The 21,738-nt window shown below is 63.9% G+C and carries 19 protein-coding genes; 12 read left to right on the forward strand and 7 right to left on the reverse strand.

The features are described 5' to 3' along the window. The first annotated feature begins 92 nt into the window (after window positions 1-92). From NFG58_RS15170 to nhaC, 7 genes are all read left to right on the forward strand, one after another. Window positions 93-548, forward strand: a complete 456-nt coding sequence (locus NFG58_RS15170; protein WP_045992551.1) for a hypothetical protein — start codon at window positions 93-95, stop codon at window positions 546-548. Window positions 549-885: 337 nt separating this feature from the next. Beyond that, window positions 886-1,818: a 4-hydroxyproline epimerase gene (locus NFG58_RS15175; RefSeq protein ID WP_045992550.1), complete on the forward strand. Its 933-nt coding sequence runs from the start codon at window positions 886-888 to the stop codon at window positions 1,816-1,818. Window positions 1,819-1,940: 122 nt separating this feature from the next. Beyond that, window positions 1,941-2,888 (forward strand): dihydrodipicolinate synthase family protein, encoded by a 948-nt coding sequence (locus tag NFG58_RS15180; protein ID WP_045992549.1) that lies wholly within the window; start codon window positions 1,941-1,943, stop codon window positions 2,886-2,888. A 151-nt stretch (window positions 2,889-3,039) separates the two neighbouring features. After that, a complete protein-coding gene (locus tag NFG58_RS15185) occupies window positions 3,040-4,617 on the forward strand; it encodes an aldehyde dehydrogenase (NADP(+)) (RefSeq protein WP_045992548.1) in 1,578 nt (525 codons plus the stop codon). Between the two features lie 108 nt (window positions 4,618-4,725). Beyond that, on the forward strand, window positions 4,726-5,397 hold the full coding sequence (locus tag NFG58_RS15190) for a GntR family transcriptional regulator (RefSeq protein WP_045992547.1): 672 nt from the start codon (window positions 4,726-4,728) through the stop codon (window positions 5,395-5,397). 453 nt (window positions 5,398-5,850) lie between these two features. Continuing rightward, a complete protein-coding gene (locus NFG58_RS15195) occupies window positions 5,851-7,170 on the forward strand; it encodes an FAD-dependent oxidoreductase (RefSeq protein ID WP_348826873.1) in 1,320 nt (439 codons plus the stop codon). Window positions 7,171-7,226: 56 nt separating this feature from the next. Next, complete coding sequence (gene nhaC, locus NFG58_RS15200) at window positions 7,227-8,663, forward strand: Na+/H+ antiporter NhaC (protein WP_348826874.1); 1,437 nt, start codon at window positions 7,227-7,229, stop codon at window positions 8,661-8,663. A gap of 239 nt (window positions 8,664-8,902) precedes the next feature. On the opposite strand, the gene NFG58_RS15205 is transcribed toward nhaC, so the two are convergent. After that, window positions 8,903-9,610 (reverse strand): FadR/GntR family transcriptional regulator, encoded by a 708-nt coding sequence (locus tag NFG58_RS15205; RefSeq protein ID WP_348826875.1) that lies wholly within the window; start codon window positions 9,608-9,610, stop codon window positions 8,903-8,905. A gap of 245 nt (window positions 9,611-9,855) precedes the next feature. Between NFG58_RS15205 and NFG58_RS15210 the strand changes: the two genes are divergently transcribed. The 5 genes from NFG58_RS15210 to NFG58_RS15230 all read left to right on the forward strand — a co-directional run bounded on the left by NFG58_RS15210 (window position 9,856) and on the right by NFG58_RS15230 (window position 15,047). Continuing rightward, complete coding sequence (locus NFG58_RS15210; RefSeq protein ID WP_348826876.1) at window positions 9,856-10,848, forward strand: asparaginase; 993 nt, start codon at window positions 9,856-9,858, stop codon at window positions 10,846-10,848. Between the two features lie 114 nt (window positions 10,849-10,962). Continuing rightward, on the forward strand, window positions 10,963-11,958 hold the full coding sequence (locus NFG58_RS15215; RefSeq protein ID WP_348826877.1) for a TRAP transporter substrate-binding protein: 996 nt from the start codon (window positions 10,963-10,965) through the stop codon (window positions 11,956-11,958). Window positions 11,959-11,970: 12 nt separating this feature from the next. Further along, window positions 11,971-12,492 carry a TRAP transporter small permease gene (locus NFG58_RS15220; RefSeq protein WP_045992541.1) on the forward strand — a complete coding sequence of 174 codons (522 nt, stop codon included), beginning with the start codon at window positions 11,971-11,973 and terminating at the stop codon, window positions 12,490-12,492. Window positions 12,493-12,505: 13 nt separating this feature from the next. Continuing rightward, window positions 12,506-13,780 carry a TRAP transporter large permease gene (locus NFG58_RS15225; protein WP_045992540.1) on the forward strand — a complete coding sequence of 425 codons (1,275 nt, stop codon included), beginning with the start codon at window positions 12,506-12,508 and terminating at the stop codon, window positions 13,778-13,780. 10 nt (window positions 13,781-13,790) lie between these two features. Beyond that, window positions 13,791-15,047: a M20 family metallo-hydrolase gene (locus tag NFG58_RS15230; protein ID WP_348826878.1), complete on the forward strand. Its 1,257-nt coding sequence runs from the start codon at window positions 13,791-13,793 to the stop codon at window positions 15,045-15,047. Between the two features lie 38 nt (window positions 15,048-15,085). On the opposite strand, the gene NFG58_RS15235 is transcribed toward NFG58_RS15230, so the two are convergent. From NFG58_RS15235 to NFG58_RS15260, 6 genes are all read right to left on the reverse strand, one after another. Then, the gene (locus tag NFG58_RS15235) at window positions 15,086-15,892 is read right to left on the reverse strand and encodes an SDR family NAD(P)-dependent oxidoreductase (protein WP_348826879.1); all 807 of its coding nucleotides are present in this window, start codon (window positions 15,890-15,892) and stop codon (window positions 15,086-15,088) included. A 290-nt stretch (window positions 15,893-16,182) separates the two neighbouring features. Further along, a complete protein-coding gene (locus NFG58_RS15240) occupies window positions 16,183-17,550 on the reverse strand; it encodes a nucleoside recognition domain-containing protein (protein ID WP_348826880.1) in 1,368 nt (455 codons plus the stop codon). A gap of 130 nt (window positions 17,551-17,680) precedes the next feature. Then, complete coding sequence (locus NFG58_RS15245; protein ID WP_348826881.1) at window positions 17,681-18,643, reverse strand: FAD-binding protein; 963 nt, start codon at window positions 18,641-18,643, stop codon at window positions 17,681-17,683. Further along, window positions 18,640-19,392, reverse strand: coding sequence for an electron transfer flavoprotein subunit beta/FixA family protein (locus tag NFG58_RS15250; protein ID WP_348826882.1), 753 nt, complete (start codon window positions 19,390-19,392; stop codon window positions 18,640-18,642). The genes NFG58_RS15245 and NFG58_RS15250 overlap by 4 nt, the downstream gene beginning before the upstream one ends. A gap of 23 nt (window positions 19,393-19,415) precedes the next feature. After that, window positions 19,416-20,549 (reverse strand): acyl-CoA dehydrogenase family protein, encoded by a 1,134-nt coding sequence (locus tag NFG58_RS15255; RefSeq protein ID WP_348826883.1) that lies wholly within the window; start codon window positions 20,547-20,549, stop codon window positions 19,416-19,418. Next, window positions 20,546-21,688, reverse strand: coding sequence for a CoA transferase (locus tag NFG58_RS15260; RefSeq protein ID WP_348826884.1), 1,143 nt, complete (start codon window positions 21,686-21,688; stop codon window positions 20,546-20,548). The genes NFG58_RS15255 and NFG58_RS15260 overlap by 4 nt, the downstream gene beginning before the upstream one ends. Between the last annotated feature and the right edge of the window lie 50 nt (window positions 21,689-21,738).

Here is a 21,738-nt window from a genome sequence, read left to right on the forward strand (position 1 = left end):
TGGCATCGGCACGTAGCTGTTATCAACTCGGCAGCCATCCTGTCGTGGAGCACCTTCGGCAAGCCAATCAGCAACACCAGGAGACCATCACCATGTTCAAGCCATTGGCAGCACGTACCCTCATCACCTCAGCCCTCCTCGTCGGCGCGGCCACCCTGGCCACCGGCGCCCAGGCCGCCCACCATGGAGAGATGGACGAAGCCGGCCATCTCGGCGTCTGGGCCGAAGATCAGTCGGTGGAGAGCGGCACCGTCACCGCCGATCGCATCGTCGCCGAGAACAACGGTTGGCTGGTCGTCCACCGTACCGACGAAAGCCACAAACCAGGGCGCGTTGTCGGTCACGCCCCGCTCAAGGCCGGTGAGAACACCGATATCGCGGCCATCCTGACTGAAGAGGTCAGCAGCGGCGAACATCTGATGCTGATGCTCCACGGCGAGGACGGCGGCATGCAGACCGGCATCTTCGAATACACCCTGGGCGCCAGCGAAGACGGCCCGGTCAAGGTCGACGGCAACCTGGTGATGAGCGTGATCACCGCTCAATGACACCAGCCCCCTCCTTTTGACGACTTGGCGAGGGCCCTGCCCCTCGCCTTTTTTGTGCCTGCTGCTCGCCCTTCGTACCCCACCGCTGTCCTTCCGCGCCGGCCTCCCGGTCTTTTTTGTGCCTGCTGCTCGCCCTTCGTATCCCGCCGTTGTACTTCTGCGTCGGCCGCCCGGTCTTTCCTGTGCCTGCCGCTCTTCCTGCTTGCGCCAGCCCCCGCAAAGAATCCTCTTTGATGACTTCACAACGCCTCTTGAAGATTGTATAAAATATAAAACCTGATCAACGACGCCCAGATGATCGTCGATCACCACAACCGACAACAAACCGGGGTACTCCATGCAACGCGTACACGTCATCGATTCCCACAGCGCCGGCGAGCCCACGCGCCTGGTCATGGACGGCTTTCCGACGCTTGCCGGCGCCACCATGACCGAGAAACGCGACTGTCTGCGCGACCGACACGACCACTGGCGCCGCGCGGTGATGCTGGAACCCCGCGGCCACGACGTGCTGGTCGGCGCACTCTACTGTGAGCCGGTATCTCCGGACGCAACCTGCGGGGTGATCTTCTTCAACAACGCCGGCTACCTGGGCATGTGCGGTCACGGCACCATCGGCCTGGTCGCCTCGCTGCATCACCTGGGCCACCTCAGCCCCGGCGACCACCGCATCGACACGCCGGTGGGCCAGGTCGAGGCGACCTTGCATGCCGACGGTGCCGTGACCGTACGCAACGTCCCCTCCTACCGCTACCGCCGGCAGGTCGCGGTGGAAGTGCCCGGCCACGGCATGGTCCATGGCGACATTGCCTGGGGCGGCAACTGGTTCTTTCTGGTCAGCGACCATGGCCAGCGCATCGCCCTGGACAATGTGGAGACCTTGACCGGCTATACCTGGGCCATTCGTCAGGCGCTTGCAGGCCAGGGCTTCACCGGCGATGACGGTGGCGAAATCGACCACATCGAGCTGTTCGCCGATGACGACGAGGCCGACAGCCGCAACTTCGTGCTGTGCCCCGGCAAGGCCTACGACCGATCCCCCTGCGGTACCGGCACCAGCGCCAAGCTGGCGTGCCTGGCCGCCGACGGCAAGCTCGCTCCCGGCGAACGCTGGCGCCAGGCCAGCGTCTGCGGCGGCCTGTTCGAGGCGAGCTATGAATGGCAGGGCGATCAGATTCGCCCCAGCATCACCGGACGCGCCTTCATGAGCGCCGACAGCACCCTGCTGATCGACGAGCAAGACCCCTTCGCCTGGGGCATCGGCGGCTGAAGCCCCAGCGGCTGGCGCCCCAGTACCCGACGACGGCCATTGACGTTTTTACCCACCGGCGGCTGCCCAAGAAGGGCGGCGCCTCCCTGACCCCGTGACACCGTCCCACTCAAGGACCCGACATGAACGACAATATCTTCACCGGCTGCATCCCCGCCCTGATGACCCCGTGCACCAAGGACCGCCAGCCCGACTTCGACGCCCTGGTCGCCAAGGGCCGTGAACTGATCGAGGCCGGCATGAGCGGCGTGGTCTACTGTGGCTCCATGGGCGACTGGCCGCTGCTGACCGAGGCCCAGCGCCAGGAAGGCGTCGCCCGCCTGGTGGAAGCCGGCATCCCCACCATCGTCGGCACCGGCGCGGTCAATTCCCGCGAAGCGGTATCCCACGCTGCCCACGCCGCCAAGGTCGGCGCCCATGGACTCATGGTGATTCCTCGGGTGCTGTCTCGCGGCACCTCGGTGACCGCCCAGAAGGCACACTTCGCCGCGATCCTAGACGCCGCGCCGGACCTCCCCGCGGTCATCTACAACAGCCCCTACTATGGCTTTGCCACCCGCGCCGACCTGTTCTTCGAATTGCGTCGCCAGCATCCCAACCTGATCGGCTTCAAGGAATTCGGTGGCGCCGATGACCTGCGCTACGCCGCCGAGCACATCACCTCCCAGGATGATCAGGTCACCCTGATGGTCGGCGTCGACACCACCGTCTTCCATGGCTTCGTCAACTGCGGCGCCACCGGCGCCATCACCGGCATCGGTAACGCCCTGCCCCACGAGGTGCTGACGCTGGTGGCCCTCAGCAAGAAGGCTGCCAAGGGCGATGTCGAGGCCCGCCGCCGGGCCCAGGAACTCGAGCAGGCCCTGGGGGTGCTGTCCTCCTTCGATGAAGGTGCCGACCTGGTGCTCTACTACAAGCACCTGATGGTGCTCAACGGTGACGAAGAGTATCGCCTGCACTTCAACGAGAGCGACGCCCTCAGTGATGCCCAGCGTCGCTACGTCGAGACCCAGTACGACCTCTTCCGCACCTGGTACGCCGGCTGGTCAGCCTCGCTCGACCTGTCCTGAAGCCCGATATGTCCTGAAACCACCGGGGAGGCTCGCTCGACGCCGGGCCTCCTGTTGTTTTCGGCATGGGCGACAGGGGCGTTGGCACAACACCCCTCTCACCCATGCCGCTTCCCGCACTTCCCACACTTCCCCTCGACAGGAGAGTCAAATGACACTGGAAGGCAAGATGCTGATCGGACAGGACGCCGTGACTGGCAGCCAGGCGCCGATCCACGCCATCGACCCCGCCACCGGCAAGCGCCTGGAGCCGGCCTACCCGGGCGGCAGCCAGGCCGAGGTGGAGCGCGCCTGCGCCCTGGCAGAGGCCGCCTTCGATGACTACCGCGAAACCACGCTCGAGACACGCGCCCGTTTTCTCGAGACCATCGCATCGGAAATCGAGGCACTCGGCGATGCGCTGATCGAGCGCGCCATGCAGGAAACCGGCCTGCCCCAGGCCCGCCTTGCCGGAGAGCGCGGACGCACCTGCGGACAACTCAGACTGTTTGCCGACACCGTACGCGCGGGCGAATGGCTCGACGTTCGCATCGACCCTGCCCAGCCACAACGCCAGCCCATGCCCCGTGCCGACCTGCGTCAGCGTCAGATCGCCCTGGGGCCTGTCGCGGTGTTCGGTGCCAGCAACTTTCCGCTGGCCTTCTCGGTGGCCGGCGGCGACACCGCTTCGGCCCTGGCCGCTGGCTGCCCGGTGGTGGTCAAGGCTCACTCGGCCCACCCCGGCACGTCGGAGCTGGTCGGCCGCGCAGTACAACGGGCGGTGGCCCGGTGCGAGCTGCCCGAAGGCGTGTTTTCGCTGATCTTCGGCTCCGGCCGCGTGGTAGGCCAGGCGCTGGTCGAGGACCGCCGAATCAAGGCAGCCGGCTTCACCGGCTCTCGCTCTGGCGGCATGGCCCTGTGGCAAAGCGCCCAGCGCCGACCGGACCCCATCCCCTTCTACGCAGAGATGAGCTCGATCAACCCGGTATTCCTGCTGCCCGAGGCGCTCAAGGCCCGCGGCAAGGACCTCGGCGAGGCCTTTGTCGGCTCACTGACCATGGGCGCCGGACAGTTCTGCACCAACCCGGGGCTGGTGATCGCGGTCAAGGGCGAGGCCCTGGACGCCTTCATCGAGTCGGCCGCCGAAGCCGTCAAGGCCGCGGGCGCCCAGACCATGCTGACCCCGGGCATCCATGACGCCTACACCCAGGGCGTAGAGACCCTTGGCGACAGCGACAAGGTCCGAGAAATCGCACGTGGGCCGCAAGGCGAAGGTGTCAATCAGTGTCAGGCGGGTCTCTTCGTGGCCACGGCCAGCGACTTTCTCGGCGACGAAGCACTACAGGCCGAGGTATTCGGTTCGACGTCCCTGGTGCTGGAGTGTGCCGACATAAGTGAGGTCAAGGCGCTGGCCGAAGGTCTCGAGGGCCAGCTGACCGCCACCTTGCAGATGGACGACGGCGATACCGAGACGGCCCGCGGCCTGCTTTCGATCCTCGAACGCCGGGCCGGACGTATCCTGGTCAACGGCTGGCCAACCGGGGTCGAGGTATGCCATGCCATGGTGCATGGTGGCCCCTTCCCCGCCACCTCCGATGCCCGTACCACCTCGGTGGGCAGCGCCGCGATCCAGCGCTTCCTGCGCCCGGTGTGCTATCAGGATCTGCCCGAATCGCTGTTGCCCCAGGCACTGCGCGACGACAACCCCTGGGCCCTTGGCCGCCTCATCGACGGCAAGCGCGAGGCCTGAATCAGGTCCCTTGCCCAGGCGGCGGCCCCTGGGGCCGCCGCCTGCCCATGGACATTCATCGCGGTTTGTATACAGTGTGCAATAACATCCGATGGGCAGAGAGAGGCTATGGCGACTTTCAAGACACGCGCACAGTTCGTCGCGGATGACCTGCGCAGGCGTATCCTGGGCGGAGAGTTCCAGGGGGGAACCCAGCTGCGCCAGGATGCCCTGGCAAAGGACTATGACGTCAGCCGTATTCCCGTGCGCGAAGCCCTGCTGACCCTGGAGTCCGAAGGGCTGGTCGAGTTCCATGCCCACCGCGGTGCCTTTACCACCGAACTGTCGGTCGCCAAGATTCGCGAGCTGTTCGACCTGCGAGTATTGCTCGAGACCTACGTCCTGCGCCATGCCATCAGCGAGTTGACGGAAGACGACCTGCTCAAGGCAGAGCGCATCCTCGAGAAGTACGACGATGCCCTGAACAGCGGCGGCGAGATCGACAACTGGAGCGAGTACAATTTCGCCTTCCACCAGGCCCTCTATGCACCGGCCAGGTTGCCCGAAACCCTGGCGTTGATCAGTCAGCTCAACACCAAGTCGGATCGCTACATCCGCATGCAACTGCTCTACACCCAGGAGATCGAAAAGGCCGAGCGCGAACACCATGGGCTGCTCGACTTCGCCCGTCAGGGCAAGGCCGACGAGGCCTGCGAATTGCTCCAGCGCCATATTCAGGAAGCCTGTGAAGGCATCGTGACCCTGCTCGAAGAACGCGCCCAGCGCGGCGACGCCGACTGAAGCGCCATCCCTCCCCTTGTGCTTACCCTGTCGGCGCCTTGCGGGCGCCGACTCGCTAGAACCCTGGCGTCAACGCCATAGCCCCCTGAACGTCCGCGGGTGAGCTGCCCGCTTTCAGTGTCATCGCCCTTGGCCTGCCAGTGGCGTTATCGCCCTCGTCGGCGCCAGCCGCCTGTCATCAAGGTTTCCTCCTGCGCTGGCTTGTTCAAGGCCCTGCCCTGAACGCACCGTCCTGACGCTCCATCCCCTTGGCACGTTTTCTGCGCTCCGAACACGGCGCATTCCTTTGCGCTCCGGCCCCAGCGCGTCGTTCATGCGCTCCTCCTCAATGCGTCGCCCATGCAGACCGTCCAGCGGATAACGCCAACGTTGAATATCGACCCTATTGATCCGAAAGGGCACCTATCTTATATTTTATACAATCGACAAAGACAAACGCTGCAGAGGCAAACCATGGGTTCACCCGGCTCGCGACAAGACCGCCAACCCGGCGACACGCGCATTACCGTGATCGGTGCTGGCGTCATCGGCCTCGCCTGCGCACTCGAGCTGCGCCGCCAGGGCTTTTCGGTGCAGGTACTGGATCGTCAGGCTCCCGGCATGGGGGCGTCATACGGCAACGCCGGGCATATGGCCACCGAGCAGGTCTTTCCCATCGCCGACGCCTCGATCCTGACGCAGCTTCCCGCCATGCTGCGTGATCCGATGGGGCCGCTGCGACTGGACTGGCGCTACCTGCCCCGCGCCCTGCCCTGGTTCACTCGTCTATTGCTGAACCTGCGCTCTGCCCCCTACGCCAACAGCGTGGCCGGGATTCGTGCCCTCAACGAGGTCAGCCTGGACGCCTGGCGCAAGCTGCTCGATTCGATCGATGGCCGCCATCTGATGAAGGAGGACGGCTCGCTGCTGGTCTATGAGCAGGACCTGTCAAAGCCCCGGATCGACCACCTGGCCGCCGCCATGTCGGCCCAGGGGGTAGCCCTCGAATCCTGGTCGGGTGACGCCATACGCGAGCTTGCACCGTCCCTCTCGACCAAGCTCCGTGGCGGCCTCTTCTTTCCCGCCACCGCCCATGTGGTCGACCCCGCCGCCATCTCCCGGGCCCTGGTCGACGCCGCCCGCCATGCAGGCGTTACCTTCGCCACGGCGGAGGTACGCACTGCCCGTGTCCATGGCCAGGGCGTCAGCCTCCAGACCGATTCGGGGGCGCTGGACTGTGAACGGGTACTGCTGGCCTGCGGCGCCCACTCGGCCCCCCTGGCCGCAGACCTCAGCGGTCGCCGGGTGCCACTGGATACCGAGCGTGGCTATCACCTGATGCTGCCGGAAGAGCGGCACCGATTGCCGGTGGCGGTCACCTCGCTGGAGCGCCGCTTCATCATGACGCCGATGAGTGACGGCCTGCGCCTGGCCGGCACTGTCGAATTCGCCGGCCTCAAGCGCCCCCCCAGCATGGACCGCGCCTGGCAGCTCCACCGCCTGAGCCAGGGTCTGTTCGAGCACGACCTGGACGCCACCGATGCCAAGCCCTGGATGGGCTTTCGCCCTTCCCTTCCCGATTCGCTGCCGATCATCGACAGCGCCCGTGACGGCCGCGTGCTGCTGGCCTTCGGCCACCACCACCTGGGACTGACCCAGGCCGCTGTGACGGCACAGCTTGTCGCCCGCCTGGCGACGGGGCGGACGGGCCCAGCGACCGGATCCGGTCCGGTGTCACTCCCGCCACCATCGCCACTCCCGCCACTGTCGCCCTATCGGCTCGAGCGCTTCTGAGCATGACCGCTCGGCCCCTGCACCGCAGAACCCACAACAACACCAAAGGAGATCCCATGACGTCGTCTTCCACCCCCATCCGCCTACCCGGCATGGCCGAGGTTCTGGCCGTCATGATCGGCTTCATCGCCATCATGTTCTTGAGCATCAATGTCCTTGGTCTGCCCATCCAGCTTGCCCTGTTCGCCTCCTGGTTTCTGGTCATGGCGCTGGGCGTCAGGCTCAAGATCCGCTACGCCAGCATGCAGGAAGGACTGATCAACGGCATTCACAACGGCATGGAAGCCATACTGGTGCTGACCACCGTCGGCGCCCTGATCGGCACCTGGATCGCCGGTGGCATCGTGCCGAGCATCATCTACTACGGTCTGACGGTGATGGACCCGCAGATCTTCCTGTTCGCCGCCTTCATCATCTGCGCCCTCACCTCGCTGGCCACTGGTACCTCCTTCGGTACCGCAGGCACCGCCGGTGTCGCCATGATGGGCATCGGCCACAGCTTCGGCATCCCGCTGCCGCTGGTCGCCGGCGCGGTGATCTCCGGTGCCTACGTCGGCGACAAGATGTCGCCGCTGTCCGATACCACCGTGATGACCGCCTCGCTGTGCAAGGTCAACCTGATCGACCATATCCGCTCGATGATGCTGGTCAGTGCACCGGCAATCCTGATCGCCGGCGTGCTGTTTCTAGTGGTCGGCTTCTTCTTTATCGACGGCGACGTCGACACCTCCCGTGCCACTGTCGCCATGCAGGCGCTGGAGACCCACTTCACCATCAGCCCCTGGCTGTTGCTGCCGGCGGTGATCGTGATCGGCCTGCTGACGCGCCGATTCCCCGCCATCCCGGTAATCACCTTCGGCGCCGTGCTGGGCAGCATCTGCGCCTGGTGGGCCCAGGACGTGTCTCCGGTCGATGCCATTCGCATCGCCTATGACGGCAACACCATGGCCTCGGATGTGGAATTCCTCAATACACTGCTCAATCGCGGCGGCATCCAGTCGATGCTCGGCGTGGTGGCACTGATCCTTTTCGCCCTGGGCCTCGGTGGCCTGATGGACCGGGTCGGCATCCTCAAGGCGATCAGCAACGGCTTCCTGCGCTGGGCCAACAACCCGGGCCGGCTGACCCTGTCGACCATGCTCGGTGGCTTCTTCGGCAATTTCTTCGGGGGCGCCGCCTACGTCTCGCTGATCACCGCCAGCACCATCACCGAGAAGAACTACGACGACCAGGGCATCGATCGTCGGGTGCTGTCGCGCAACGCCGAAGCCGGTGGCACCGTGACCACCCCGATGGTGCCCTGGACCGATGGCGGCGTGTTCATGGCCACCACCCTCGGCGTGTCCACCATGGCCTACCTGCCCTTCCTCTGGTATCACATGCTGGTCATCGCCATCTCGCTGTTCTACGGCTACGCCAATATCGCCATCTGGCGCACGACGTCGTCCACTGAGAAAACGACCACCTCCAGCGGCGAATTTCAGACCACCTGAGCCGTCACCAACAGCAGGCAACCAAAAGCCCCCGCTCGCCTTCACGGTGAGCGGGGGCTTTATCTTGTAGCGGGGCTGGGTAGGCGCGCGCCAGGCTCGTCCCCGGTCGAGGCATCCAGGTCTGGTTCGTGCAGGACGCTTCCTGCCTGGCCTTCTGCTCACGACGGAGTGTCAGCAACGGCCGCGCGGGTGTCGACGCTGGTCCAGGTATCCGGCAAGCTTAAGAGGCCAAACGCCGCTCAGCCACCTTCTGTACCTTCCAGATAGGTCAGGGTGGTTTCCCAGCTTTGGCTGCTGACCTCAATCGCGGCCCTGACGGCCGCTTCGTCGCCGTCACGAAACGCCGCGTAGATCGCCTTGTGGTCCTTGAGCGCCACCTCCGGTAGGGTCTGCATCGACGTCTCCAGGCCCGCCTCGACCAGTTGAATCAGCGTCTCGCCGACGCGAATCGTCATGGGGTTGTGGGTGGCGGCCAGGATCGCGCGATGAAAGGCCGTATCGTGGCAAGCCGTCTGCTCGTCATTGGCAATGGCTGCCTCGAGCGCGTCAATGGCAGCGCCAATCGCCTCATGATCCTCGGGCGTGGCATTGTCCATCGCCTGCAGCGTATAGGCGGGTTCGAACATCTTGCGAAACTCCAGAACGTCACGGGTCATGCCTCTGGCCAGGATCATGCCAAATGCCATCGGATCGACCAGCGGCTCTCCGGGCTCCTTGCGAATCAGCGTCCCCTGCCCCCGCTTGACCTCGACGATGCCGATCGCCTGCAGCATCTTGATCGCCTCACGCACACTGGACTTGCCGATTCCCAAGCTATGGGTCAATTCCGTCTCCGAAGGCAGATAGTCTCCTGGCTTGAGCTCACCGGCGATCAGCGCCGTCTTGATGCGCTCGAGCAGCTGCACCGCGACCGACTGGCGGTCGATTGAACTCCCGAAGAGATCCATTGGCTTTATCCTTGTTGATGCGTTTCGAACTTGGCGTGGCGCGGCTGGGTAACACGTCAAAAGCGGTCAGCGACAGAAAATATCCAACCAATCTGCGCATCGACACAAGACGGCCGCGACGAAAATCTATTTTTATCGGTTTTATCATTACTTTTTGAGCGCCAGGACTTGCCTGGACAGCAACCTTGAGTCTAGCATGATGACAGACATCTGATGTCTTATGACAACAACAAAGAGACGCGAACATGTCCTCCCTACCCCGTATTCTGGTGATGACCACCGGAGGCACCATTGCCAGTGCCCTGGATAGCTCCGGGCGCAGTCTGTCCGGCGCGCTCCCAGGCGACGCCTTGCTGGCAAACGTTGCGCTACCCGAAGCGCTCCGCGCTCGCGTCGACGTGGTTTCGGTCCTGCAAAAGCCAAGCAACGCCATCAGCCGCGCCGACCTTGTAGCGTTGCACCAGCGTTGCCTGGACGCCATGGCCGACCCAGGCGTGCAAGGCATCGTGGTTACCCACGGCACCGATACCCTGGAAGACACGGCGTTCTTCCTCGATCTGACCCTGCCGTCGCACAAGCCTGTCGTGGTGACTGGCTCCCAGCGACCGCCACACCAGGCCGGGACGGACGCTTTCATCAATCTGGCCGACGCCATCCGGGTGGCCGCCGACGAGCAGGCACGAGGACTGGGCACACTGGTCGTGTTCAACCAGTCGTTGTTCGCGGCTCGGCAGGTACGCAAGGTCTCGACCTATCAGCTGGACGGCTTTACCGCGCCTGCCGCTGGCCCCGTTGGCCGAGTGGATGGAGAGAACGTCCACCTGCTGCAGCGCCCCGTCGATCACCAGGTCTTCGAGTTGCCCTTGCAGGCACAACTTCCTCGCGTCGACATCGTTCCCGCTTACCTCGACGCCAGCCCCGCACTGCTCGAATGCGCCATCGACAACGGCGCCGCCGGCATCGTCATCGACGCCCTGGGTAGAGGCCATGTCCCTCCCGACTGGATGCCGGCTGTTCGTGATGCCAGCTCGCAAGGACTTCCTGTACTGGTCACGAGCAGTTGCCTGTCAGGCCCGCTCCACCAGAGCTACGAATTCTCGGGAAGCCTTGTCGATCTGTGTCAGGCAGGCGCACTGCCGGTCAGCGGGCTTGGCGCACGCAAGGCGCGAATTGCCCTGTCGATATTGCTGGCCAGCGACACTCCACTGGCGGCAACACTCGATGCACTGGCTCGCTGAATCGAAGCACCAGGTCTGACTCAGCCATCTCCGATGGTGCTCCACCATTTTCATCGCGTTGTACCGACCACAACAACAACCCCGACAACAACCACGACAAAAAAGGAACCATCCATGAAAATGTCCCTGAAGCTGGCCCTGCCCCTGGCCATCGCCGCAGCCTCCATCTCCGGCCAGAGCCTGGCCGCCGACTACACCTTTTCCTTTGCCCATGTGTTGATTGAAGACACGCCCAATGGCAAGGCCGCCCTCGCCTTCAAGAAGGAGGTGGAGGAGAACTCCGACGGCCGTATCAGCATCAACGTGCTGCCCGCCGCCCAGGTCGGTGGCGATGTCGAAATCATCGAACAGATCCAGATGGGGCTGGTGGATATCGGCATCCCCCCCACCGCAACCCTGGGCAACTTCGAACCCCGCCTGCAGATTCTTGACCTGCCTTTCCTGATCTCGACCTACGATGACATGGAAGCGGTGCTTGATGGCGACGTGGGACGGGAAATCCTCGATACCCTCGAAGATGATGGCATGCATGCCTTCAACTTCTGGGGCGCGGGTTTTCGCCATATGACGAATAACGTGCGTGCCATCGAGTCCCCCGAAGACCTCGACGCCATTCGCATGCGCACCATGCAGGCCCCGATCATCATCTCGACCTACGAGAACTATGGCGCAAACGCGACTGCGATGGCGTTCACCGAGGTCTACAACGGCTTGCAGCAAGGCGTGGTAGAAGGACAGGAAAACCCGCTGGCCAATATCTACACCATGCGCTTCCACGAGGTTCAGGACTACCTGTCACTGACCAGCCATGCCTACCACGCCTACGCCGCCGTCATGAACAAGGATGCCTGGGAATCCCTGCCCGAAGACCTCCAGCAGGTCATGCTCGAAGCCTTCGACAACGGTCGCGATGCCTCACGCCAGATGACGCTCGAGAACGAGGAAGTGATCATGTCCGAGATCAAGGACGAGATCGCCATCAACGAGATCAGCGATGAGGCTCGCCAAGCCTTTGTCGAGGCCAGCATGCCGGTACACGAGGACTACGAAGACGTGGTGACGCCGGAACTGCTGCACAAGGTCTACGACGTCGTCGGTATCGAATACTAAGAGAGAGCTCCGATGATCAAGACGCTGAATGCAGCGATTGATCGCCTGGAGAGCGTTTCGATGGTCGCGTTCATGTCGATCGCGACCGTCATTACGGCGGTTCAGGTGGTTTATCGTTATGGCTTCAACAGCTCGCTGTTCTGGGCCGAGGAAGTTGTCATCTATTCCATCATCTGCATGAGCTTCGTCGGTGCCAGCATGGGGGTGCGACACGGCGCTCATATCTCGGTCGATGTGCTCAATGCCATCGCCTCGCCCAGGGTCAATCGCCTGTTGCATCTGGTCTCGGCGGTACTCGGCATCATCTTCGCCGGATTCATGGTCTTCTACGGGTTCCAGCTATTCGGAAAGACCATGGATCGCGGACAGCTGACGGCAGCCCTGAGACTGCCGATGGCATGGTTCTACCTGCCGATCGGTATCTCGGGAGTGCTGCTGATCATCCGTTACCTTGGACTCTTGCAGACGATGTGGTCGAGCCCCCCCATGAGCCACGCTGAACAACTCGCCGCAGAGGCAGACAAGCTCGTCTAACCAGGAGACTCCCATGATTACGGCGCTTCTGCCAATCTTCTTCGCGGTGTTGTTGCTCGGTCTACCGATATTCGCCGCACTCTCACTCGCCGTTTTTGTCGCAATTGAGCTGTTCGGCTCGACCAGTGCGCTGATTGTTCCCATGCGCATGTTCACGGGCATGAACAACTTCTCGCTGATGGCGATCCCCTTCTTTATTCTAGCCGCCGAATTGATGCGTATCGGCGGGCTGTCCGACCGCCTGATCAACCTGGCCAAGGCACTGGTCGGCTGGGTGCCCGGAGGACTCGCAGCGGCCACCGTGCTGTCATGCCTGTTCTTTGGCTCCATCTCAGGTTCCAGCCCAGCCACCGTGGTGGCCATCGGCACCATCATGTTTCCCGCCCTGGTCGCGGCAGGCTACAACCGGCTTTTCGCCATTGGCCTGATCGCCACGGCCGGCACCCTTGGCCCGATCGTGCCCCCCAGTATCGCCTTGATCATCTATGGTTCGGTGACTGGCACCTCGGTGGGTCAGCTATTCGCTGCGGGGTTGCTGCCGGCCATCCTGATCGCCTCTCTGTTGATCGGCTACTGCATGGTCTACGCCAGCCTCAAGGGCTATGCGCGTGCGCCGATTCCCTCTTTGGGCGAGATCCTGCGTGCCTTCAAGGCGGCAGCCTGGGGCCTGGGGCTCCCCTTTATTCTGCTGGGCGGCATCTACAGCGGCGTCTTCACCCCCACGGAGTCGGCCGCGGTGGCCTGCGTCTACGGACTCTTCATCGGCATGGTCGTGTATCGAACCATTGGTCCCCGGGAGCTGGTCGCCACCCTGAGAAGCTCTGGCTTGACCTCTGCGACCTTGCTGCTGATCACTGCCGGCGCCTCTGCCTTCTCATGGCTGCTGGCGATCACCGGTACGCCAACCCAGCTGGCCAGTCAGGTGCTATCACTGACCGACGATCCCATTCAGGTCATGGCGCTGTTCAATGTGGTGATGATCGTCGCAGGCTTCTTCCTCGACAGTGCCTCGGCCATCATCGTGCTGTCCCCTCTCCTTCAGCCTATCGCCGAGCAGGTCGGCGTCGACCCCGTGCATTTTGGCGTGATCACCCTGATCAACTTCTCGGTGGGAATGATCACTCCCCCGGTCGGGCTGAATCTTTTCGTGGCCATGTCCATCTCGAAGATGTCACTGCAGGAAGTGTTCAAGGCGTGCCTGCCCTTCATAGCCATGATGCTGCTGGCGTTGATTGTCATCAGCTATGTTCCCTGGTTCAGCACCTGGCTGCCCTCACTCATCTATTGAGACGAGCACAATGCAACAGCACAGCACATTAGGGCGAGAGGTCGATATCGATCGCTTCTGGCAGGACGTTCAGACCCAGGCGCGCATCGGCGCGCTACCCGAAGGCGGCCTCGGCCGCCTGGCACTGGACGAAAGCGACATCGAGGCACGTCTGTGGCTGATGCAAGAGGCGGCTTCCCTCGGCGCGAGCGCCTTCCACGACCCCATCGGCAACCTCTACCTGCGCCGAGAGGGGCGCTCCCCGGAGCTCCCGCCGCTGTTGATCGGCAGCCATCTGGACAGTCAGCCTCGAGGGGGAATCTACGACGGGGCGCTGGGCGTCATCGCAGGCCTCGCCGTGCTGCGCACACTGCACGAACAGGACATCACGCTCGAGTGCCCTGTCGAAGTGGTGAGCTGGACCAACGAGGAAGGCGCCCGTTTCGCCCCGGGAACACCGGGGTCTGCGTGGTTCGCGGGGGTTAGAGACATCGCGGCGATCATGGCGTCACGCGATGATGCCGGAGTGTCATTCGAACAAGCCCTGGCCCCTTGTCTAGAGGCCATGGAAGCCCGGGGGTCGACCAAGCGAGAAACCCCCTTTTCACCATCGGCCTACCTGGAGCTGCATATCGAGCAAGGTCCCGTGCTGGATGCAGGCCAACTTCCCGCCTGTGTGGTCGTTGGTATTCAGGGTGTCAACTGGTACCGCTTTCGCCTCCAGGGACGTGCCAACCACGCCGGCACAACGCCCATGGACATGAGACGAGACGCAGTGATGGGGGCACATGCCCTGATCAGGGAGCTGGAGAACTGCGTCAACCGGCGGGGCTCGCAGGTACGTTTCACCATCGGCAAGTTCAGCGTGGCACCAGACTCGATCAATACCATCGCCGACGAGGTCACCTTCACGGTCGATCTGCGCCACCCCGATGGCTCGGTACTGGCAGCCATCGACGACGATTTTGCCGCCCTGGCAGCGACTCACTGGCAGGGCTGTCCGGCCACACTGGAACGGTTGTCCTCGATCGCACCGGTCACCTTCGATTCGGCCATCCTGGCATCACTTGAACAGAAGCTTGAGACGTACGCCACCAAAGCCCCCCGACTGGTGTCTGGCGCCTTTCATGACGCCATCCATCTGGCCAACCTGTGCCCTGCTGCGATGCTGTTCGTCGCCTGTCGGGACGGCATCAGTCATCACCCGGACGAACATGTCGAGAAGGACGATGCCGCAGTGGCCGTCCGAACCCTGACCGACACCGTCCTCGAGCTTGCTCAAGGCTAAACACGACTGGCCAGGGCACTCTCGTTCGTGGCAACGGGCTAGGCCTGGCGCTCCAGCACCTCTTCCATGGCCTCGACCAGGCGACGGCATCGGCCATCGTCCATGGCGTGGGCATGCGGTGACGAGAAGCCCTTGCCGTCGTTGTCGTAGTACTGGCCGCCGGCGTTGCCGAACTCCTCGGACAATGCTGCCCGGACCAGGATGTCGACGCCGATGGACAGGTCGTTGCCGGCCACGCCAAAGCCTTCCTTGACCATCTTGCTGGCCAGCAAGGAGCCGGGGTTGACCGCCACCACCATGGGATCACAGGCACTGGACCTGGCGGCCAGGTCGCGGGTCCACATGATCAGCGCCAGCTTGCTCTGGGCGTAGGCGTCGAAGTCACCGTCGGCGTCGGCGGTGCCGGCAAGCGCCGCCAGCGACACCGGCGCCTGGGCGGCAGAAGCCAGATTGACCACGCGCCCCTCGTCACCGAGCACAGGCGCCAGGCGCTTCGTCAGCACATAGGGCGCCAGGGTATTGACCGCAAAGCGCACATCGAGGGCGTCTTCGGTGCGGGTGTTCGGGGTGCGGTAGACACCGGCGTTGTTGATCAGCACATCGATGCGCTCATCGCTCTGCTCGATCTCCACCGCCAGTGCCGCCGCCTCGGCCAGGCGCGACAGGTCGGCGACATGCCCGGCGGGCACCTCGCCTTGCGAGACCGCTGCCAACTGCTCACGGGCCGCCGCGAGCTTGTCCGGGTTGCGTCCATGCAGGATGACGCGATGGCCCTGGCGCGCCAGTTCGCTGGCGGTGGCAAGGCCAATCCCATCGGTGGACCCGGTGATCAAAATCGTCTTCATGGCAATCTCCTGGCGGCGCCGGCAACCGAATAGGGCCCGGCGGCATGTTTTCCCTCATCCTAGTGCAGCCCGACACCGACGATAAGCCGGCAAGCGGCGCAATCAGTTTTCGGTTTTTTCAACAAGCCATCGCCGGCACCCATTCCGCAGCCGCTGCCATCGGCATTCCATGTTCTTCCCGACACCCCGGCGACGCCTCAAGTCCGGCACATGAAAAAAGGCGCTGCCGACGGAGGTCGGTAGCGCCAATGGGCGACACAAGGAGATGAGGCTAAGGCTTTGGACAAGCCTTAGAACAGCAGATGGGTCGCCAGCGCCACCATGGGCATGGCCACCAGGGTGCGCAGCAGGAATACCACGACCAGGTCACGCACCGTCAGCGGGATGTCCGACTCCAGCATGGCGTTGGCACTCTCGGTGAAGAAGATGATCTGCACCGACGACAGGGTGCACACGAAGAACACCGCCATGGGGTCGACGTCGGCGCCGGAGATGATGATCGCCGGCAGCGCGATCTCGGCGATCGACACCAGCACGGTGGGGGCAATGGCGCTGGCATCCGGCAGCTGAAGCGCAGAGATCAACGGCTCCACCAGCACGCCCAGGTAGTCGAATACCGGGGTGTAGGTCGCCAGCAGCAGCGCCAGGGTGGCGATGGCCAGGATGTAGGCGACGATCTTCTGGGCAAAGGTGATGGCCTCCCAGAAGCCCTTGTAGAACACATCGAGCCGAGTCTGGGAGGCGCGCTCGGCGGCGGCGCCACAGGCACGGGCCAGGATGTGTCCATCACTGGAAACCTCAAGATCCTGAGCCGTCTGGGTGTTGCCCTGATGGTAGACGTCGAGCTTGCGCGACAACGGCGGAATCCTGACCATCAGCGCCGCCAGGGTGAAGTTGATGATGAAGGAGACGATGATCATGTGCGGCAGGTAAGCCATGATGCCGCCGATGGACGCCAGCAGGGCGAAGAAGCCCAGGCTGCAGATACTGAAGTTGGTGGCAATGCTGGCCGACTCCCGCTGAGTATAGTGGCCTTCCAGATAGAGCTTGTTGGTGATGAAGATGCCCACCGCCGGGGCGGCGACGAAGGAGGCAACCGCGTCCACCGCAGACTTGCCCGGCAGACGATAGAGCGGACGCATCAAGGGCTCCATCAGGGTGCCGACAAATTCCAGGAAGCCGAACTCGGTCAGAAACAGCACAAACAGGCCGGCGATGGCCACGGTCAGAAAGACGCTGCCCCCCAGATAAAGCGCCAGCCCTCCGACATCCTTGTGCAGCAGCCAGTCGGGGCCAATCTGGAACACCAGCATGAAGGTGAACACCGCCGCCAGCAGGAAGGTCAGCCCGGTCATCGTGCCGTCCTTCTCATGGTAGGCGGCGACGGCTCGGCGCCATGGAGACGACGCCCCGGAGGAAGCCACCAAGCGTGACAGCAGCCAGGTCACGCACAGCAAGGCAACAAGGCCGAGAGTCACGTACTCGAGGGCCCCGCCGAGCGCTGTCTTCAGGTAGTCGATGATGATCACCAGCGGAATCTTCAGCTCGCCGTCCGCCGTCGGGAAGGGAAAAAAGAAGAAGCAAAGACCGATCAGGCTGCCGACCAGTGAGGTCAGGCCAGCGCTGCGTGGAGGGGCTGCCACCTTGGGATTGTTCATGTTGTGTCTCCAGTGAGGCTTGCAATGAGCATCGCCCGCTGGGGCGACGCTCGTTGGTGCCGGCGCCGTCATCGACACCAGCGGGATGGGTGATACTCAGGGACGAATGGCCAGTGCCGTAGCGCACCAATCAGCGATCGGCCAGCGCCCGTTCGAGCTCGGGCAGTGCCTCGAACAGGTCGGCGACCAGACCGTAGTCGGAGACCTGAAAGATTGGCGCCTCCTCATCCTTGTTGACGGCGACGATGACCTTCGAGTCCTTCATCCCCGCCAGGTGCTGAATGGCGCCGCTGATACCCACCGCGATGTACAGCTCCGGCGCGACCACCTTGCCGGTCTGTCCCACCTGCAGGTCGTTGGCCACAAAGCCTGCGTCCACCGCGGCTCGCGATGCCCCGATGGCGCCGCCAAGGGAATCGGCGATGCCTTCGAGCAGAGCAAAGTTGTCACCGCTGCCCATGCCGCGACCACCGGAGATGACCACCCTGGCGGCCGAGAGCTCCGGGCGTTCGCTCACCGCCCGAGTCTCGCCGACAAAGTGCGAGTGCTCATTGACGATGGCAATATCGACGGCCTCGATGGGGGCTGCGCTTGACGCCTGGACCTCCGCATCGAAGGCGGTGACCCGCACGGTGATGACCTTTATGGGGTCCAGGCTCTGAACCGTGGCGATGGCGTTGCCGGCGTAGATCGGCCGTTTGAAGGTATCGGCGGACTCGATCGCGATGACCTCGGAGAGCTGGGCAACACCCGCAAGCGCCGCCACCCGTGGCAGCAGGTTCTTGCCGCTGGTCGATGCCGCCGCCAGCACGTGGGTGTAGTCGCGGGCCAGGCTCGCCACCAGATCTCCCATGGGCTCGGCCAGTTGATGGGCAAGACTCGCCTGATCCGCCACCCGCACTTGGCTCACGCCCTCAAGCCTTGCCGCTGCCTCGGCGATGCCCGCGACGCCCTCGCCTGCCACCAGCACATCGATATCGACGTCGCTTGGGTCCGGCGCTGTCTGCGCGATCTGCCGGGCGGCGGCGACGACCCGCGCGGTGGCCTCGCCGAGCTGTCCGTGATGGTGTTCCCCCACAACCAGAATCTTCATGCGATCACCTTGGCGTCGTTCTTGAGCTTGTCCACGAGTTCGGCCACCGAGGCCACCTTGATGCCTCCCTGCCGCTCGGGCGGTGGCTCCACCGCCTTGAGCCTCAGCTGAGGGCTGACGTCGACGCTCAAGGCGTCAGGCGTGGTGACGGCCAGGGGCTTCTTCTTGGCCTTCATGATGTCCGGCAGCTTGGCGTAGCGAGGCTCGTTGAGGCGCAGGTCGGTGGTGACCACCGCCGGCAGCGCCAGCGCCAGGGTCTCGAGGCCGCCGTCGATCTCGCGGGTGACCTTGATCTGGCCCTGCTCCACCTCCAGGGCGGAAGCGAAGGTGCCCTGAGGCATGCCACCGAGGGCGGCCAGCATCTGGCCGGTCTGATTGTTGTCACTGTCGATGGCCTGCTTGCCGAGCAGCACCAGGTCCGGCTGTTCCTGCTCGACGACCGCCTTGAGCAGGCGTGCCACCGCCAGCGATTCCAGCGCGACCTCGGTGTCGATGTGCAGAGCGCGATCGGCACCGAGAGCCAAGGCGGTACGCAACTGTTCCTGCACCGCCTTCGGCCCGGCGCTGACCACCAGCACCTCGCTGGCGACGCCGGCCTCCTTGAGGCGCACCGCTTGCTCCACGGCGATTTCACAGAACGGGTTAAGGGCCATCTTGACGTTGGTGAGGTCCACGTCGGAGTGGTCCGGCTTGACCCGGATCTTGACGTTGTGATCGATGACGCGCTTGACCGCGACAAGGATTTTCATGGGCTATCTCCTGTGCTGGGCGATCAGGCGGTGATGGCACGGCCGATAATGATCTTCTGAATCTCCGAGGTACCCTCGAAGATCCGGGTGATGCGGGCGTCACGGTAGTAACGCTCGATGGGCAGATCGGAGATATAGCCGTAACCGCCGTGGACCTGCACTGCGGCGTCGGTCACCTTGGCCGCCGCCTCGGAGGCCACCAGCTTGGCCACCGCCGACTCCAGGCTGAAACGCTGGCCGGAGTCCCGCGCGTCCGCCGCCTTGTAGGTCACCAGCTTGGCGGCCTCGAGCTGGGCGTGCATTTCGGCCAGCATCCACTGGATGCCCTGGTGCCGGCACAGCGGCTTGCCACCGACGATGCGTTCCTTCGACCAGGCCAGCGACGCATCTCGAGCGGCCCGCGAGATACCGACGCTCATCGCCGCCACCTCGACCCGGCCGCGATCCAGCACCTCCATGGCGGTGGCGAATCCGGCCCCCTCCTCGCCCATCAAGGCATCCAATGGCAGCACACAGTCGAAGCCGATCTCGTAGATATGGCTACCGCGCAGGCCCAGGGTCTTCTCGGGACTCGAGAACTCGATGCCGGCGGTGTGACGGTCGACCAGAAAGGCAGAGATGCCGCGGTGGCCCTGATCGGGGTCGGTCTTGGCGTAGACCACCAGGAAGTCGGCAAAGGCGCCATTGGTGATGTAGTGCTTGGTGCCGGTCAGGTGCCAGCCGTCACTGGTGCGTACCGCCCGGGTGCGCATCTCGGCGGGATTGGAGCCTGCTCCGGGTTCGGTCAGGGCGAAGGCGCCCAGCTTCTCGCCGCTGGCACATTGGGGAAGCAGCGCCTGCTTCTGATCCTCGGTGGCGCCGATCAGCACCGAGTCGGTGGCCAGAAAGTGAGCGGTCAGCGATGAACAGGTGGCCGCGCAGTGGTAAGCGATTTCTTCTACCGCCAGCGACATGGCAATGCTCGAAATCTCGACACCGCCGTACTGCTCGGGCAGGTTCATGCCCCAGAAGCCCAGCTCGCCCAGGGCGTCGAGGCTTTCGCGGCAGAACTCCCGCGTCTCGTCGTAGCGTGCCGCATTGGCCTTGAGCACCTCGGCACACACCCGGTGGGCGGCATCCTGGAAGGCGATATCATCTTCATTGAAGGTAAAGTTCATGCGTCGATCTCCTTGTTGAGGTGCAGTAACTCGAGACAGGCGTTGTGTTGGCCAAGCGTCGGCGCGGGCCGATCGCAGACGACCCGACGGCCATTGAAGAACACCGGCTGAGCGGGCGAGCGCCAGTGCCCCATATCGAGCAGCAACTGACGGTCTCCGGCATGCGGGGATTCGGCAAGCTGGGCAATATTCCAGATCGGAGACGCCGGCACCCCGGCCTGATCGAGGCGTGTGCAGACCTCCTCCACGGTGAACTGGCCGGTCCAGCCTTCGATCAGCGCCTTGAGCTCGGCCTGGTGGAGGCAGCGCCGCTCGTCGTCGACAAAGCGTGCATCTTCGGCGATCTCCGGCGCCTGCATGCACTCGGCCAGGCGGGAAAACAGCGTGTTGTTGATCACCGCGATGATCACCTGGCCATCCTTGGCCTCGAAGCTGTCGAAGGGTGCCGACAGCGGATGGCGGTTGCCGATGGGAGCAGGCGCCTGGCCGCTGGCGACAAACTGCGCCAGGTTGGTGACCTGCATCGAGAACAGGCAATCGAGCATGGACACATCCAGGTGACAGCCCTGGCGCTCCGGGTCACGTTCACGGGCGAACAGCGCCGCCGCGATCGACCAGCTGGCGAACATTCCGGCGCACACATCGCCCAGCGACTCGCCGATCCGGGTCGGCATGCCGCCATCGGGCCCGGTGGCCGCCATCATGCCTGACAGCGCCTGGGCGATGATGTCGTAGGCCGGTTTGGCCCGCATGCCACCGCTCTGACCGAAGCCGGAGATCGAGCAGTAGACGAGACGGGGGTAACGCGCACGTAGCGTGGCCTCGTCGATCCCCAGCCGCTCGGTGACCCCGGGCCGGAAGTTCTCCACCACCACGTCGGCGCTCTCGCAAAGACGATAAAAACGCTCGAGGTCCTGAGGGTCCTTGAGGTTCAGGCACAGGCTCTTCTTGCCACGATTGAGCATCGAGAAGTACAGGCTTTCGCCCTCGACGTAAGGCGCGATATGGCGGCTGTCGTCGCCCTGCCCCGACTCTACCTTGACCACCTCGGCGCCCAGATCGGCCAGCATGGCGGTGCAGTAGGGCCCGGCGAGCACCCGGGACAGGTCGAGGACGGTGATCCCCTTGAGTGGTTGCATAGGGTGTTGCCTCCGGTGTTGTTGTTGGCGGTGGTATCGAGCGCTACAGG

The organism is Halomonas sp. RT37 (genome assembly GCF_040070525.1).
Classification (GTDB): Bacteria; Pseudomonadota; Gammaproteobacteria; order Pseudomonadales; family Halomonadaceae; genus Halomonas; species Halomonas litopenaei.

What these genes read in the sequence shown, in the direction of transcription:
- NFG58_RS15235 (WP_348826879.1), bottom strand. Translation starts at nt 15,892, where the DNA reads ATGAAGACGATTTTGATCACCGGGTCCACCGATGGGATTGGCCTTGCC.
- NFG58_RS15180 (WP_045992549.1), top strand. Translation starts at nt 1,941, where the DNA reads ATGAACGACAATATCTTCACCGGCTGCATCCCCGCCCTGATGACCCCG.
- NFG58_RS15255 (WP_348826883.1), bottom strand. Translation starts at nt 20,549, where the DNA reads ATGAACTTTACCTTCAATGAAGATGATATCGCCTTCCAGGATGCCGCC.
- NFG58_RS15230 (WP_348826878.1), top strand. Translation starts at nt 13,791, where the DNA reads ATGCAACAGCACAGCACATTAGGGCGAGAGGTCGATATCGATCGCTTC.
- NFG58_RS15170 (WP_045992551.1), top strand. Translation starts at nt 93, where the DNA reads ATGTTCAAGCCATTGGCAGCACGTACCCTCATCACCTCAGCCCTCCTC.
- NFG58_RS15225 (WP_045992540.1), top strand. Translation starts at nt 12,506, where the DNA reads ATGATTACGGCGCTTCTGCCAATCTTCTTCGCGGTGTTGTTGCTCGGT.
- NFG58_RS15190 (WP_045992547.1), top strand. Translation starts at nt 4,726, where the DNA reads ATGGCGACTTTCAAGACACGCGCACAGTTCGTCGCGGATGACCTGCGC.
- NFG58_RS15260 (WP_348826884.1), bottom strand. Translation starts at nt 21,688, where the DNA reads ATGCAACCACTCAAGGGGATCACCGTCCTCGACCTGTCCCGGGTGCTC.
- NFG58_RS15250 (WP_348826882.1), bottom strand. Translation starts at nt 19,392, where the DNA reads ATGAAAATCCTTGTCGCGGTCAAGCGCGTCATCGATCACAACGTCAAG.
- NFG58_RS15220 (WP_045992541.1), top strand. Translation starts at nt 11,971, where the DNA reads ATGATCAAGACGCTGAATGCAGCGATTGATCGCCTGGAGAGCGTTTCG.
- nhaC (WP_348826874.1), top strand. Translation starts at nt 7,227, where the DNA reads ATGACGTCGTCTTCCACCCCCATCCGCCTACCCGGCATGGCCGAGGTT.
- NFG58_RS15205 (WP_348826875.1), bottom strand. Translation starts at nt 9,610, where the DNA reads ATGGATCTCTTCGGGAGTTCAATCGACCGCCAGTCGGTCGCGGTGCAG.
- NFG58_RS15195 (WP_348826873.1), top strand. Translation starts at nt 5,851, where the DNA reads ATGGGTTCACCCGGCTCGCGACAAGACCGCCAACCCGGCGACACGCGC.
- NFG58_RS15175 (WP_045992550.1), top strand. Translation starts at nt 886, where the DNA reads ATGCAACGCGTACACGTCATCGATTCCCACAGCGCCGGCGAGCCCACG.
- NFG58_RS15240 (WP_348826880.1), bottom strand. Translation starts at nt 17,550, where the DNA reads ATGAACAATCCCAAGGTGGCAGCCCCTCCACGCAGCGCTGGCCTGACC.
- NFG58_RS15215 (WP_348826877.1), top strand. Translation starts at nt 10,963, where the DNA reads ATGAAAATGTCCCTGAAGCTGGCCCTGCCCCTGGCCATCGCCGCAGCC.
- NFG58_RS15210 (WP_348826876.1), top strand. Translation starts at nt 9,856, where the DNA reads ATGTCCTCCCTACCCCGTATTCTGGTGATGACCACCGGAGGCACCATT.
- NFG58_RS15245 (WP_348826881.1), bottom strand. Translation starts at nt 18,643, where the DNA reads ATGAAGATTCTGGTTGTGGGGGAACACCATCACGGACAGCTCGGCGAG.
- NFG58_RS15185 (WP_045992548.1), top strand. Translation starts at nt 3,040, where the DNA reads ATGACACTGGAAGGCAAGATGCTGATCGGACAGGACGCCGTGACTGGC.